Annotated in this window: 9 protein-coding genes; 5 read left to right on the top strand and 4 right to left on the bottom strand. The window is 69.8% G+C overall.

The genetic code is table 11. The features are described 5' to 3' along the window. Positions 1-80 precede the first annotated feature (80 nt). Together WCE37_RS10150 and WCE37_RS10155 are read left to right on the top strand one after the other, a co-directional pair. On the top strand, positions 81-674 hold the full coding sequence (locus WCE37_RS10150; protein WP_343254023.1) for an NfuA family Fe-S biogenesis protein: 594 nt from the start codon (positions 81-83) through the stop codon (positions 672-674). Positions 675-701: 27 nt separating this feature from the next. Continuing rightward, the gene (locus WCE37_RS10155; protein ID WP_343279256.1) at positions 702-2,462 is read left to right on the top strand and encodes a hypothetical protein; all 1,761 of its coding nucleotides are present in this window, start codon (positions 702-704) and stop codon (positions 2,460-2,462) included. Positions 2,463-2,562: 100 nt separating this feature from the next. On the opposite strand, the gene WCE37_RS10160 is transcribed toward WCE37_RS10155, so the two are convergent. Further along, positions 2,563-2,991 (bottom strand): cytochrome c, encoded by a 429-nt coding sequence (locus WCE37_RS10160; protein WP_343279257.1) that lies wholly within the window; start codon positions 2,989-2,991, stop codon positions 2,563-2,565. A gap of 8 nt (positions 2,992-2,999) precedes the next feature. Then, positions 3,000-3,230, bottom strand: a complete 231-nt coding sequence (locus WCE37_RS10165) for a cytochrome c (RefSeq protein WP_343254039.1) — start codon at positions 3,228-3,230, stop codon at positions 3,000-3,002. A 338-nt stretch (positions 3,231-3,568) separates the two neighbouring features. On the opposite strand from WCE37_RS10165, the gene WCE37_RS10170 reads away from it, so the two are divergent. From WCE37_RS10170 to WCE37_RS10180, 3 genes are read left to right on the top strand one after another with little or no spacing between them, the layout of a single operon-like run. Continuing rightward, a complete protein-coding gene (locus tag WCE37_RS10170; protein WP_343279258.1) occupies positions 3,569-4,699 on the top strand; it encodes an efflux RND transporter periplasmic adaptor subunit in 1,131 nt (376 codons plus the stop codon). Continuing rightward, positions 4,699-8,181: an efflux RND transporter permease subunit gene (locus WCE37_RS10175; RefSeq protein ID WP_343279259.1), complete on the top strand. Its 3,483-nt coding sequence runs from the start codon at positions 4,699-4,701 to the stop codon at positions 8,179-8,181. The genes WCE37_RS10170 and WCE37_RS10175 overlap by 1 nt, the downstream gene beginning before the upstream one ends. Further along, positions 8,178-11,258 carry an efflux RND transporter permease subunit gene (locus WCE37_RS10180; RefSeq protein WP_343279260.1) on the top strand — a complete coding sequence of 1,027 codons (3,081 nt, stop codon included), beginning with the start codon at positions 8,178-8,180 and terminating at the stop codon, positions 11,256-11,258. The genes WCE37_RS10175 and WCE37_RS10180 overlap by 4 nt, the downstream gene beginning before the upstream one ends. Positions 11,259-11,393: 135 nt before the next feature. On the opposite strand, the gene WCE37_RS10185 is transcribed toward WCE37_RS10180, so the two are convergent. Both WCE37_RS10185 and WCE37_RS10190 read right to left on the bottom strand, forming a co-directional pair. Beyond that, entirely contained in the window at positions 11,394-12,644 is a 1,251-nt protein-coding gene (locus tag WCE37_RS10185) for a TraB/GumN family protein (protein ID WP_343279261.1), read from the bottom strand. A 49-nt stretch (positions 12,645-12,693) separates the two neighbouring features. Further along, positions 12,694-13,599: a carbon-nitrogen hydrolase gene (locus WCE37_RS10190; RefSeq protein WP_343279262.1), complete on the bottom strand. Its 906-nt coding sequence runs from the start codon at positions 13,597-13,599 to the stop codon at positions 12,694-12,696. Positions 13,600-13,625: the final 26 nt, after the last annotated feature.

Consider the following 13,625-nt stretch of genomic DNA (forward strand, 5'->3'; position numbering starts at 1 on the left):
CTGCTGAACGCGCGGTATCGATCGGTACCTCGCGAGCCGGCATCGCCGGCAAACCCGGGCGGGGCGGCTAGAATACCCGCATGATCCAGATCTCAGACTCCGCACAGACCCATTTCCGCAAGCTGATCGAGCGCGAGGCCGTGCCCGGCATGGGCGTTCGCCTGGGGGCGACGCGCCCGGGTACGCCGCAGGCCGACGTGCGCCTGGAGTTCGCCGCGCCCGATGAGCTGCGCGGTGACGAATGGGCGGTGGACTGCACCGGCTTCACCCTCTGGCTGGACGCCGAGAGCGTGCCCTTCCTCGAAGGCGCTGAAATCGACTACACCACCCTTGCGACCGGCGGCCAGCTGCAGATCCGCGCGCCGCGCATCAAGGGCGTGAAGCCGGAAGACGAGGCCTCGCTGGTCGAGCGCGTGCGCTGGACCATCGAGCACGTGGTCAATCCCCAGCTGGCCTCGCACGGTGGCCATGTCAGCGTGCAGGAAGTCAGTGCGGAGGGCGTGGTGATCCTCAGCTTCGGCGGTGGCTGCCATGGCTGCGGCATGGCCGACGTCACCCTCAAGCAGGGGATTGAAAAGACCCTGCTAGAACAGGTGCCCGGGGTGACCGCGGTGCGCGACGCCACCGACCATGACACCGGTGCGGCGCCGTACATCCCGCGCGCTTCGGCCTGATCGCCCGACACGCTTCGACGCCGACGGATGTTCACTTCCGCCGAACTGATCGAAGCCCTGCGCCGGCGCATGCGGCGCTCATTGCGTCCTCTGCCGCCGCCCGGCGAGTTTCCGCCGGCCTGGCGCGACTGGTTCACGGCGATGGCTGCGCGACCCGGGCGCATCAGCGGCGCCACTGCGGACGACCTGCTCGCGGTCCTTGCCGCGCGTGAACCGGCGCTGCCGGCCGGCACGGTCGAGCGCCTTGGCCGCTGGCGCGCCTTCACCACGCTCTGGCGCCAGGAATGGCAGCCGGCCAGCCGCGACGAGCGCTGGACGCGCGTCATTGCGACGTCGGGAAGCCTGCTGCTGCACCTGCTGTTCGCGGCGGCGCTGGTCTGGCTGATGCTCGCCCGCTTCCATTTCGCCGCGCCCCCGGAGGATGCACGCGACGGCGAGGAGCACGTGCTGCAGGTGGAGTACATCGGCGGGGGCACGCCGGACGACAGCGGCGGCGGCGCGGTCGAGGCAGCGGTCGAGGCAGCGGTCGAATCGCCCGCGGAGCCCGCGTCCGCGGCGCCGGCAGCGGCGAGCGCCTTGCCGCGGGAGGTTGCGGCCGCCGCGGAAGCGCTGCCGGACGTGCCGCCTGGGAGTGCACCGGCCGCGCCACCACCCCCGCTGCGGGAGCGCGAGCTGGTCCTCGACGTGCCCGAGCTTGCGCCGCCGCAGGTCCAGGTACCCGACGTGCTCCAGGTCACCGAGGTCGACATCCCCGACAGCGACTTCGTCGTGCCGCCGGCGCGCGCGGTCGCGCCGCAGGCACCTTCCATTCCTGCGGCTGAAATCTCCGTGCAGAACCGCGAGATCGATGTCCAGGCGCCCGCCGAGGTGCCGGTGCCACTGGGGCCGGCGACCCGCGTGCTGGACGTGGCCGTGCCGCAGCCCTCGCCCCACGGCGTGGCGGTGGTCGAGCGCGAGATCGAACTTCCCGAAGCCCGCGATGTCACGGTCCGTCCGTCGCGGGAAATCGCCCCGATCCGCACCCGCGAGGCCGCGGCCGCCGCGCCGCCGGCTCGCGAGCGCGCGGCGCCGATGCCCGCCGCGCGTCCGGTTCCCGCCGCTGCCGGCGCGACTGCCGGCACGGCCGGCCCCCGGCCTGCGTCGACGCCGTCGGAACGGGCCGCGGCCGAAGAGGCGGCAAGCGGGCAGAGCGCCGCTGCCGGCGGCCGTCCGGAGGCCGGCCCTGGCGCGCGCAGCACCGGGGCCCGGGCGCCGGGTGCCGGGCAACGACCCGGACAGCCGCCAGGTGCGCTTCCGTCCGCGGGTGCCAGCGACGACTGGGGTGACTCCGCGCGCAATGTGCCCGGCCGGCAGGCCGGCACGCCGGGTGCCGCGGGCCTGTTCAATGCCGACGGCAGCCCGCGCCTGCCGGGCGATGGCCGCGTCGGCGGCGGCCTGCCGCCGGGCACGATCACCGAGGACTTCGAGAACATCGACCGCCACGGCACCTGGCTGAAGCGCCCGCCCTACGACTACGAGCCGACGTCCTTCGATCGCTTCTGGATGCCCAGCGAGAGCCTGCTCGAGGAATGGGTGCGGCGCAGCGTCACCGAAGTGCTGATCCCGATCCCCGGCACCACCAAGTCGATCCGCTGCGTCACCGTCATGCTCGCCCTTGGCGGCGGCTGCGGCATCGTCGATCCCAACCTGCAGGAGCAGCCGGCGGCGGCGCGCCCGCCCCCGGAGGTCCCGTTCAAGCGGGAGCTGCAGGAGGACCAGGACAGCCTCGGCCCGCCGCCGGAGTCCTGAGCGAAGGCCCCGTCGGGCTGCGGTACTGCTTACGGATGTCCAGACGGCACGAAGCCCGCGCATGGCGGGCTTAGTGGACAGCTCTTGCCGGGCGTCGACCTCAGTTGATGCTGTGGACCCCGTGGAGGTCGCGGACCTGCGCCGGTCGCGATGCAAAGTACGCGGCGAGGTCGGCGATCTGCTGGTCGTCGAGGTCGCGCGCCTGGTTGGACATCAGCGGATGGTCGCGATCACCGCTGCGGTAAGCCTGCAGCGCATGCGCCAGGTAGTCACTGTACTGGCCGCCGATCTTGGGATAGGTCGCGTCCAGCGGCGCGTTGCCATCTGCGCCATGGCAGTCGATGCAGGTCTGCCCCGTGGCCTCGCCCTTGACGTTGGCGCGCGCCTCGCCTTCGGCGATGCGGCCCACGGGGAGCGAGTTGACCGAGGTGGCCTGCACCAGGCCCGGCTCCGCCGGTGCGCCCCCGCAGGCAACGAGGAGGAGGCTGGTGCCCAGTGCGACGGCAAGGCCGAGTGCGGAAGTCTTCATGGCGCGGCTCACTGCGTCAGGCCCGAAAGGAAGGCGGCGATGTCGGCGATGTCCTGGTCGGAAAAGCTCTGCGCCTGGACTTCCATGGTCGGATGCTTGCGCGTGCCGTTGCGGTACTCGGTAAGCGCGTTGACCAGGTATTCGCTGGACTGGCCGCCAATCCTGGGCACGTGGTAGTGCGGATAGGCATTCTTGTAGCCCTCGATGCCGTGGCAGCCCACGCAGGTATAGGTGAGCATGCGGCCTGCGTCGGGCGTGCCCTCGGCGACGACCTGCTGCGCGAGCGCGGCGGGTGCGTGTACGGCGAAGGCAAGGGCAAGGCAGGCGGCGATCGGCAACGGTCGCATCATGTCGTGTTCCGCGTCCTGTAGAAGTTGAAGGAGGGGCCGGCGACGATTCCCCCGTCGTCGACCATCGCCGCAGTATAGCGACCGAGCGGAGCGCTGTTAAAGCCGTGCGTGTCGCGGCGGTGCCACGCCGGCCCCGTCACATGCCGTTGGGATGCATGACCTTCGGCGGATTCAGCCGCCTGTCGCAGTGATGTACATTCCTACCACACCATTCTGGCCCATCTTCCATGTCCGCAATCCGCCCTCCTGTCCGACGTTCCTTCGCCGCCACCGCCGTCGCCCTGCTGGCCGCAACGCTCCTCCTCGCCGGCTGTGGGAGCCGTGCGGAAAACGAGGCGTCGAAGGAGGGCGACGAGCCGCCGCCGGTCACAGTGGAAGCAGTGGCGGCGGCACCGCGCGCGATGGCCGCGAGCTACAGCGGCAGCGCGTCGCTGGAGGCGCGCGCCGAGGCCCAGGTGGTCGCCAAGACCTCCGGCGTCGCGCTCCAGGTGCTGGTGGAAGAAGGCGATGTGGTGCGTGCCGGGCAGGTCCTGGTGCGGATCGATGGCGATCGTGCACGGCTCAACCTGGCCCAGGTCGACGCGCAGGTGAAGAAGCTCGAGGCCAACTTCCGCCGCGCCAGCGAACTGGTGAAGCAGCAGATGGTCAGCGTGGGCGACCACGACCAGCTCCGCTACGACCTCGAGAATGCGCGCGCCACCTGGCGCCTGGCGCAGCTCGAGCTGTCGTATACCAACGTGACCGCGCCGATTTCCGGCGTGGTCGCATCGCGTTCGATCAAGCCCGGCAACTTCGTGCAGATCAATACGCCGATCATCCGCATCGTCGACAACTCGCGCCTGGAAGCCACGCTCAACGTGCCCGAGCGCGACCTCACCACGCTGCGCGCCGGCCTGCCGGTGCGCATGCAGGTCGATGCGCTGGCGGGCCGCCAGTTCGTCGGCGTGGTCGACCGCATCGCGCCGGTGGTGGATGCCGGCAGCGGCACGTTCCGCGTGGTCTGCGCCTTCGATCCGCACGACGGCGCGCTGCAGCCGGGCATGTTCGCGCGCATCGGCATCGACTACGACACCCGCGCCGCGGCGCTGGCGATCCCGCGCGGTGCGCTGCTCGAAGACGACGGCGAGCCGGCGGTGTTCGTGGTCCGCGACGGCAAGGCGGTGCGGACCGCGATCACGACCGGTTACGTGGACGGTGGCTTCATCGAGGTCCGCGACGGGCTGGCCGAAGGCGATCGCGTGATCACCGCGGGCAAGATCGCGCTGCGTGACGGCAGCGCGGTACAGGTGCTCGGCGACGCGCCGGTCGAGGTGGCTGCCGCCGACGCTGGCGACGACGCGACCGACGGGACGCAGTAATGAGCGACCAGGGGAGGGGACACGACGGCGTGGACGGCACGCTGCGCGCCGATGGCCTGGTCGGTTTCTCGGTGCGGCGCCGGGTGACGGTGGCGATGGTGACGGTCAGCCTGCTGCTGTTCGGCCTGATCGCGCTGGGCAACCTCAAGGTCAACCTGCTGCCCGACATCAGCTACCCGACGCTGACGGTGCGCACCGAATACACCGGCGCCGCGCCGCAGGAAATCGAGACCCTGGTCAGCGAGCCGGTGGAGGAAGCGCTGGGCGTGGTCAAGGGCGTGCGCAAGCTGCGCTCGGTCTCGCGCACCGGCCAGAGCGACGTCGTGCTCGAGTTCGCCTGGGGCACCGACATGGACCAGGCCAGCCTGGAGGTGCGCGACAAGCTCGACACCCTGGCGCTGCCGCTGGAGGTCGAGCCGCCGCTGCTGCTGCGCTTCAACCCCTCCACCGAGCCGATCCTGCGGCTTGCGCTCAGCGCCGACGACGGCGAGGGCGATGCCATCCGCCAGCTCACCCTGCTGCGCCGCTACGCCGATGACGACCTAAAGAAGAAGATCGAGCCGGTCGCGGGCGTGGCCGCGGTCAAGGTCGGCGGCGGCCTGGAGGACGAGATCCAGGTCGAACTCGACCTGCAGGCGCTGGCGCGGATCGGCCTGTCGGTGGACGCGGTGGTGCAGCGCCTGCGCGAAGAGAACATCAACCTGTCCGGCGGCCGCCTGGAGCAGGGCACGCAGCGCTACCTGGTGCGCACGGTCAACCAGTTCGCGAGCGTCGACGAGATCCGCGGCATGCTGGTGGCCACGCAGTCCGGCGGTTCCGGCGGGGGCGGCGCGGACGAAGTGGCGCGCCTTGCAGCCGCGTCGGGCGATGCCTCGGTGCTGGCGGCCGCGATGTCGGCACAGAGCGCCGCCGCGGCCTCCAACCGCGCCGTGGCCGATGGCCGCGCCGTGCGCCTGGGCGACGTCGCCGAGGTGCGCCAGGGCTACAAGGAACGCGAGGCGATCATCCGCCTGGATGGCCGCGAGGCGGTTGAGCTCGCGATCTACAAGGAGGGCGATGCGAACACCGTCGCCACCGCGGCGGCGGTGGAAGCGCGGCTGCAGCGCATCCGCAAGGAACTGCCGGAAGCCGTGCGCCTGGACGTCGTCGACGACCAGGCCCGCTTCATCCGCGCCGCGATCTCCGACGTGCGCACCGACGCCATCCTCGGCGGCACGCTGGCGATCCTGATCATCTTCCTGTTCCTGCGCAACGGCTGGAGCACCTTCGTGATCGGCGTATCGCTGCCGGTCTCGATCATCACCACCTTCTTCTTCATGGACCAGATGGGGCTCAGCCTCAACGTGATGTCGCTGGGCGGCCTGGCGCTGGCCACGGGCCTGGTGGTCGACGACTCGATCGTGGTGCTGGAAAGCATCGCCAAGGCGCGCGAGCGCGGGCTGGGGATTCTCGACGCGGCGATCGCGGGCACGCGCGAAGTGAGCATGGCCGTGGTGGCCTCGACGCTGACGATCATCGCGGTGTTCCTGCCGCTGGTGTTCGTGGAAGGCATCGCCGGCCAGCTGTTCCGCGACCAGGCGCTGACCATCGCGTTGGCGGTGGGTATCTCGCTGGTGGTGGCGACGACCCTGATCCCGATGCTGAGCGCGCTGAAGTCGGAGGCGCCGATGGCGTTCCCGGAGGAGGCGCCGCATCCGGAGTGGCATCCGACTTCGGTCTGGCAGCGGCCCTTCGCCTTCGTGGCGCGCTGGACCGGCAAGGTGTTTCGCAGCGTGGTCTTCGCCATCGCGTGGCTGGCCATCCGCGCGGGTCGCCTGCTCTCGGCGGTCGTGGGGCGTCCCATGGGCGCGGCAAGCCGCCTCGCCATGGCCCCGTACGATCGGGCGGAGCGCGGCTACCTGCGCCTGCTGCCACGCGCGCTGGCCCGGCCCGGGCTGGTGCTGGGCGTTGCGGCGGTGGCCTTCGTCGCGAGCATGGCCGTCGTGCCGACCTTGGGCACCGACCTGATCCCGCAGCTCTCGCAGGACCGCTTCGAGATGACCATGCGGCTGCCGCCCGGCACGCCGCTGCGCGAGACCGACGCCCTGATGCGCCGGGTACAGCAGGCGCATGCGGGCGACGAGGGCACCTCGGTGCTGTTCGGTGTCAGCGGTACGGGCACGCGCCTGGATGCCAATCCCACCGACAGCGGCGAGAACGTCGGCCGGTTGTCGATCGTGATGGAAGGCGGCGGCAGCGCCGAGGTGGAGGCACGGCTCACGGAGGGGCTGCGCGCCACGATGGCGGGCGAACCCGGCGTGCAGGTCGACTTCAGCCGCCCGGCGCTCTTCAGCTTCTCCAGCCCGTTGGAGATCGAGCTGCGCAGCCACGACCTTGATGAGCTCGCGAGCGCGGGCAACCGCCTGGCTGAGCTGCTGCGCAAAAGCCCGCACTACGCCGACGTGAAGTCGACCGTGGAACAGGGCGCACCCGAGATCCGGATCGTGTTCGACCAGGAACGCGCGGGGGCCATGGGGCTCACCACGCGCCAGGTCGCCGATGCGGTGGTGAATTCGGTGCGCGGCGAAGTGGCCACGCGCTACGACTTCCGCGACCGCAAGATCGACGTGCTGGTGCGCGCACGCGAGTCCGAGCGTGATTCGGTGGGTGCGATCCGCGACCTGATCGTGAATCCGGGTTCGGCGCGGCCGGTGCGCCTGTCCGCAGTGGCCGACGTGGTCGCCACCACCGGCCCGAGCGAGATCCATCGCGCGGACCTCGGGCGCGTGGCGGTGGTGTCGGCGAACCTGCGCGACATCGATCTCGGTGCCGCGGTCGAAGAGGTGCGCGCACTGGTCGCCGAGAATCCGCTCGGCGCCGGCATCGGCATGCACATCGGTGGCCAGGGCGAAGAGCTGGCGGAATCGCTGTCGTCGCTGCTGTTCGCCTTCGCACTGGCGATCTTCATGGTCTACCTGGTGATGGCCTCGCAGTTCGAGTCGCTGCTGCACCCGTTCGTGATCCTCTTCACCATCCCGCTGGCGATGGTCGGAGCGATCCTGGCGCTGCTGCTCACCGGCAACACGATCTCGGTCGTGGTGTTCATCGGGCTGATCCTGATGGTCGGGCTGGTGGTGAAGAACGCGATCATCCTGATCGACAAGATCAACCAGCTGCGCGAGGCCGGCGTCGCCAAGCGCGAAGCCCTGGTGGAAGGTGCGCGATCACGCCTGCGGCCGATCGTGATGACCACGTTGTCCACGCTGTTCGGTTTCATGCCGTTGGCGCTCGCGTTCGGCGAAGGTGCGGAAGTGCGCTCGCCGATGGCGATCACGGTGATCGGCGGCCTGCTGGTATCGACCCTGCTGACCCTGCTGGTGATCCCGGTGGTGTACGACCTGCTCGACCGCCGCGGCGACGGGTACTACCTCGAGCGCGGCCGCCGCGCGCGCCTCGCTACGGGCGAGGACGACAACGGTGACGGCGAGGGCTTGCCGGCATGACAGTCGCCGAGTTCAGCCTGAGGCGGCCGGTCACCACGGTGATGCTGTTCATCTCGCTGGTGGTGGTGGGGCTGATCGCGGGCTTCCGGCTGCCGCTGGAAGCGCTGCCCGACGTGTCGCCGCCGCTCCTGTTCGTGCAGCTCCCCTACGAGGGCTCGAGTCCGGAGGAGGTGGAGCGGAACCTGCTGCGCCCGGCCGAAGAGGCGCTGGCCACGATGACCGGCATCCAGCGCATGCGCGGCAGCGCCGGCGCCAACGGCGCTTCGGTGTTCATGGAGTTCCGCGACTGGGAGCGCGACATCGCGATCACCGCCTCCGAGGCCCGCGAGCGCCTGGACGCGATCCGTGATCAGCTGCCGGACGATTTCCGCCGTTACTTCGTCTACAAATGGTCCAGCGGCGACCAGCCCATCCTTCGGGTGCGCCTGGCCGGTGACGTCGACCTGTCTTCGTCCTACGACCTGCTCGACCGCCTGCTCAAGCGCAGGCTCGAGCGGGTGCCGGGCGTGGCGCGCGTGGAGATCAACGGCGCGCCGGCCAAGGAGGTCGAGATCGCGATCGATCCCGATCGTCTCAACGCGCACGGCGTGGCGTTGAACACACTGGCGCAGCGCTTGCGCACGGTGAACTTCTCCGTGTCCGCGGGAATGATCGAGGACGGCGGCATGCGCCTGCGCGTGCAGCCGCAGGGCGAGATCACCAGCCTCGACCAGCTGCGCGAACTCGTCATCGACCCCAGCGGCCTGCGCCTTGGCGACATCGCCGATGTGCACCTCAAGCCGGAGCGCATGGACTACGCACGCCGCCTCGATGGCCGCAAGGCGGTCGGCGTGGAGGTCTTCAAGGAACGCGACGCGAACCTGGTCGAAGTCTCGCGCAGGGTGCTGGCGGAGATGCGCGCTGCCGCCAGCGAGCCCGGACTGGAAGGGATCGACTTCAAGGTCATGTATGACATGGGCGAGGAAGTGACCAGCTCGCTGGTCGAACTGGCCGAGGCCGGCGCGATCGGCTTGCTGCTGTCGATCATCGTGCTGTTCTTCTTCCTGCGGCACTGGCCTTCGACGCTGATGGTGACGTTGGCGATCCCGATCTGTTTCATCATGACGCTCGGCTTCATGCACTTCTTCGGCGTCACGCTGAACGTGCTGAGCCTGATGGGCCTGCTGCTGGCGGTCGGCATGCTGGTGGACAACGCCGTGGTGGTGGTGGAGAGCATCTACCAGGAGCGTGAGCGCGACCCGGACAACCCGGCACGCGCCTCCCTCACCGGCACGAAGCACGTCGCGATCGCGCTCTCGGCGGGCACGCTCTGCCACTGCATCGTGTTCCTGCCCAACCTGCTGGGCGAGGTCAACAACATCAGCATCTTCATGGCCCAGATCGCGATCACGATCTCGGTCTCGCTGCTGGCCTCGTGGCTGGTGGCGGTGAGCCTGATCCCGATGCTGTCGGCGCGCATGCGCACGCCACCGGCGCTGGTCGAGAAGGGCGGCGTGATCCGGCGCTTGCAGGAGCGGTATGCACGGCTGTTGCGGTGGAGCCTCGCGCACCGCGGCTGGAGCGTGACAGGGATCATCCTGGTCGTGCTGGCGAGCATGGTGCCGGCAACGCAGACCACCTTCGACATGTTCGGTGGCGGCGAACAGGGCGAAATCCAGCTCTACTACAAGTGGAATGGCGGCTACACGCTGCCGCAGATGTCGGATGAAGTGCAGCGCGTGGAGTCCTTCCTGCAGGAGAACCGCAAGGAGTTCCGGATCGCGCAGATCTATTCGTACTTCAGCGAGGGCAACGAGGGGGGCACGATGATCACCTTCGAAGACGGCATTGCCGACGTCAAGCCGCTCTCGGACGCGATCAGCAAGGCCCTGCCGAAGTCGGCGCGAGCGGAAATCGGCGTGGCCAGCCCCAACGGGGGCGGCGGCGGCGGTGGCCTCGGCCAGAACGTCAGCGTGCAGCTGGTGGGCGACAGCGCCGCGGTCCTGCGCGAGATCGCCGAGGACGTTGTTCCGATGCTGGAAGCGCGTCCGGAGCTGCGTGACGTCCGGGTGGACGATGGCAACCGCACCGACGAACTGGCCATCCGGGTCGACCGCGAGCGCGCGGCGGCGTTCGGTTTCAGCGCCGAGCAGGTCTCATCCTTCGTGTCGATGGCGCTGCGCGGCACCCAGTTGCGCGAGTACCGCCGCGGTGAAAGCGAAGTCCCGGTCTGGGTCCGCTTCAGCGGGGCCCAGGAATACGGCCCGGCCAATATCGCGTCCTTCATGGTGCGTTCGCCGGACGGCCGCCAGGTGCCGCTTTCAGCGATGGTGGACATGGGGGTCGCACCCTCGGCCAGCCGCATTTCCCGCCACGACCGGCAGACCGCGCTCGGCGTGCAGGCCAACCTCGAGGGCGAGGCGACCATGGAAGCCGCACGCAAGGCGATGGAGGAGGTGCTTGGCGCGGTCTCGCTGCCTGCCGGTTATGGCCATACGTTCTCGGGCAGCGGCTTCGAGGAAGGCCAGCAGGCGATGAACCAGATGCTGTTCAATTTCGTGCTGGCGCTGGTGATGATCTACGTGGTGATGGCGGCGGTGTTCGAATCGCTGCTGTTCCCGTCGGCGATCATGAGCTGCGTGCTGTTTTCGATCCTGGGCGTGTTCTGGCTGTTCTGGCTCACCGGCACCTCGTTCACCATCATGGCCTTCATCGGCATCCTGGTGCTGATGGGCGTGGTGGTGAACAACGGCATCGTCATGGTCGAGCACATCAACAACCTGCGCCGCCGCGGCATGACCCGGACCGACGCGCTGGTCGAAGGCAGCCGCGAGCGCCTGCGCCCGATCCTGATGACGATGGGCACGGCGATCCTGGCGATGGTGCCGATCTCGCTCAGCGAGACGGTGGTGCTGGGTGGCCTGGCGTATTCGCCGATGGCGCGCGCGGTGGCCGGTGGCCTCGCGTTCTCCACCGTGGTCAGCCTGCTGTTCCTGCCGACGATCTACGCGATCCTGGACGACCTGGCCGGCGGGACTTCGCGGTTGCTGCGGCGGGCGCGGCGGAGGCGCGGCGAAGCGCTGGTCGCGGCAGCGTGAGCGGCGACCCGAGCCTGTAGGAGCAGTTGTAGCCGCGACCGGCGTTACCGGTTGGCGCTACCGGTTGGCGCGATCGCTACCGATCGATTGGCGCGGTCGCAGCTATCGCTGCTCCTGCTGCGGGGGCGGCAATGTTCAGCCGACCAGCTTGCCGAGCATGCGCAGGCCGCCGGTCCACACGCCGATGGCCGTGCCGAGGCTGGTCAGGAAGAAGTTCAGCAGCACCCGCGCCACGCGGTTGCGCCACCAGCCGCGCGCGGTGTTGACGTCCTCGCGCAGCGCCATGAAGTCGTCGTAGGTGGGCTTGCGCAGCGCGGCTTCCACCACGGCGCTCACGGTGCCCGAAGCCAGTGCGGGATGCAGCGGCGTGAACGGCGAGGCCACGAAGGCCGACAGGATGCTCAGCGGATGGCCGCCGGCGATCGCGCAGCCCAGCGCGCCGAGGCTGCCGGTCACCAGCACCCACTGCAGCATCAGGTCGGCGCCGACGTCGAAGCCGCCGCGCCAGAAGCCCCAGGCGAAGCCGCCGATCACGACCAGGCCGATGATCAGCTCCATCCACGGGATGCGGGACTTGGGCTTCACCTGCTCGAGCGTTCCACGGATCTCGGCCGGTGGCGCGGTGTCTTCGCGCAGGTGCGCGGCCAGGCCCTTGAGGTGGCCGGCGCCGACCACCGCCAGCACATTGCGCGCATCCGCCGGCGCGTCGCGCAGGTTCGCCGCCATGTAGCGATCGCGTTCGGCGATGATCGCCTCGTAGAGCTCCGGCGTCTGGCCGGCAAACTCGGTGAAGCTGGATTCGAGCACGTCGCCCTGCTTCAGCCGTTCGATCTCCTCCGCGCCTACTTCATCGCTCGACAGCAGCCCCATCAGCAGGCTGGCGCTGACCTTGGCGCGTCCCCACCAGCCCAGGCTCTGCATCGCACGCTTGAAGGTCAGGCCGACGTCGCGGTCGATGAGCTGCAGCGGCAGCCCGAGCGCCGTGGCGTCGGCGGCCGCGGCCTTGAGCTCGGCGCCGGGCTCCACGCCCATCTGCTCGGCCAGGCGGCGCTGGTAGGCGGCCAGCGCGAGATTGGCGGCGAACAGCGGGGTCTTGCCTTCGCGCAGCACCTTCACCAGGTCCAGGCTGCCCAGCGTCGCGGGATCGGTCATGGCCTTCAGGCGCTGGGCGTCCAGTTCGACGGCGATGGCGTCGTAGTCGCCGGTGGCAATCGCCGCGCGCACGGCGTCGACGCTGGCGCGCGATACGTGCGCGGTGCCAAGCAGGGTGTAGCGCACGCCGTCGCGCTCGACGATGGCATGCGGCTGGCTGGCGAGGTCGAAGCCGGTGGCAGCGGCATCGGCGGGTTCGATCCCGCCGGCGGCCGGGGTGGTGGTTTCAGTCATGGAAGTCCGGGTCGGGCGTGGCTGCGGCCGCGGCTGCGGCGCGCGTCAGTCAGTCGCGATAGCGGCGCAGCAGGTCGCCGTAGGCGTCGATGCGGCGGTCGCGGAGGAAGGGCCAGATGCGCCGCACGTCCTCGCTGCGGCCCAGGTCGACTTCGCAGGCCAGCACGGTGGCGTCGCCACCGGCCTCGGCGATGAACTCGCCCTGCGGGCCAAGCACGTGGCTGTTGCCCCAGAACTCGATGCCGGAAGCGCCGGTGCGATTGTCGGAGGCATGCGGCGACGGCTCGTGGCCGACGCGGTTGCAGGACAGCACCGGCAGCCCGTTGGCGACCGCGTGGCCGCGGTGGCTGAGGATCCAGGCGTCGCGCTGGCGCTGCTTTTCGTCCTGGTCGTCGGTGGGGTCCCAGCCGATGGCGGTCGGGTAGAGCAGCAGTTCGGCACCCGCGAGTGCCATCAACCGCGCGGCTTCGGGATACCACTGGTCCCAGCACACCAGCACGCCGAGGCGGCCGACCGAGGTGTCGATCGGTTCGAAGCCGAGGTCGCCGGGCGTGAAGTAGAACTTCTCGTGGAAGCCGGGATCGTCGGGGATGTGCATCTTGCGGTACTTGCCGGCGATGCTGCCGTCGGCGTCGAGCACTACAGCGGTGTTGTGGTACAGGCCGGTGGCGCGCTTCTCGAACAGCGAGCTGACCAGGACCACGCCGTGCTGCTTGGCGAGCGCGGAGAGCCGTCCGGTGCTGGGCCCGGGAATCGTCTCGGCGAGGTCGAACTCATCGACCGACTCGTGCTGGCAGAAATACGACCCGTTGTGCAGCTCCTGCAGCACGACCAGCTTCGCGCCCTGGCGCGCGGCTTCGCCGACGCGGGCTTCGATCACTTCGAGGTTTTCCGCGGCACCGCCGTGGTTGCGCTCCTGGACGAGGGCGACGGGGAGCGTGTTGGTCTTCTTCATCGAGTGCAGGCCTGCAGCGGTGTTTC

Source organism: Luteimonas sp. MJ250 (assembly GCF_039548455.1).
Lineage (GTDB): Bacteria > Pseudomonadota > Gammaproteobacteria > Xanthomonadales > Xanthomonadaceae > Luteimonas.

Coding starts and splice junctions, on each gene's coding strand:
- WCE37_RS10150 (WP_343254023.1), top strand. CDS start 81: ATGATCCAGATCTCAGACTCCGCACAGACCCATTTCCGCAAGCTGATC.
- WCE37_RS10155 (WP_343279256.1), top strand. CDS start 702: ATGTTCACTTCCGCCGAACTGATCGAAGCCCTGCGCCGGCGCATGCGG.
- WCE37_RS10160 (WP_343279257.1), bottom strand. CDS start 2,991: ATGAAGACTTCCGCACTCGGCCTTGCCGTCGCACTGGGCACCAGCCTC.
- WCE37_RS10165 (WP_343254039.1), bottom strand. CDS start 3,230: ATGCTCACCTATACCTGCGTGGGCTGCCACGGCATCGAGGGCTACAAG.
- WCE37_RS10170 (WP_343279258.1), top strand. CDS start 3,569: ATGTCCGCAATCCGCCCTCCTGTCCGACGTTCCTTCGCCGCCACCGCC.
- WCE37_RS10175 (WP_343279259.1), top strand. CDS start 4,699: ATGAGCGACCAGGGGAGGGGACACGACGGCGTGGACGGCACGCTGCGC.
- WCE37_RS10180 (WP_343279260.1), top strand. CDS start 8,178: ATGACAGTCGCCGAGTTCAGCCTGAGGCGGCCGGTCACCACGGTGATG.
- WCE37_RS10185 (WP_343279261.1), bottom strand. CDS start 12,644: ATGACTGAAACCACCACCCCGGCCGCCGGCGGGATCGAACCCGCCGAT.
- WCE37_RS10190 (WP_343279262.1), bottom strand. CDS start 13,599: ATGAAGAAGACCAACACGCTCCCCGTCGCCCTCGTCCAGGAGCGCAAC.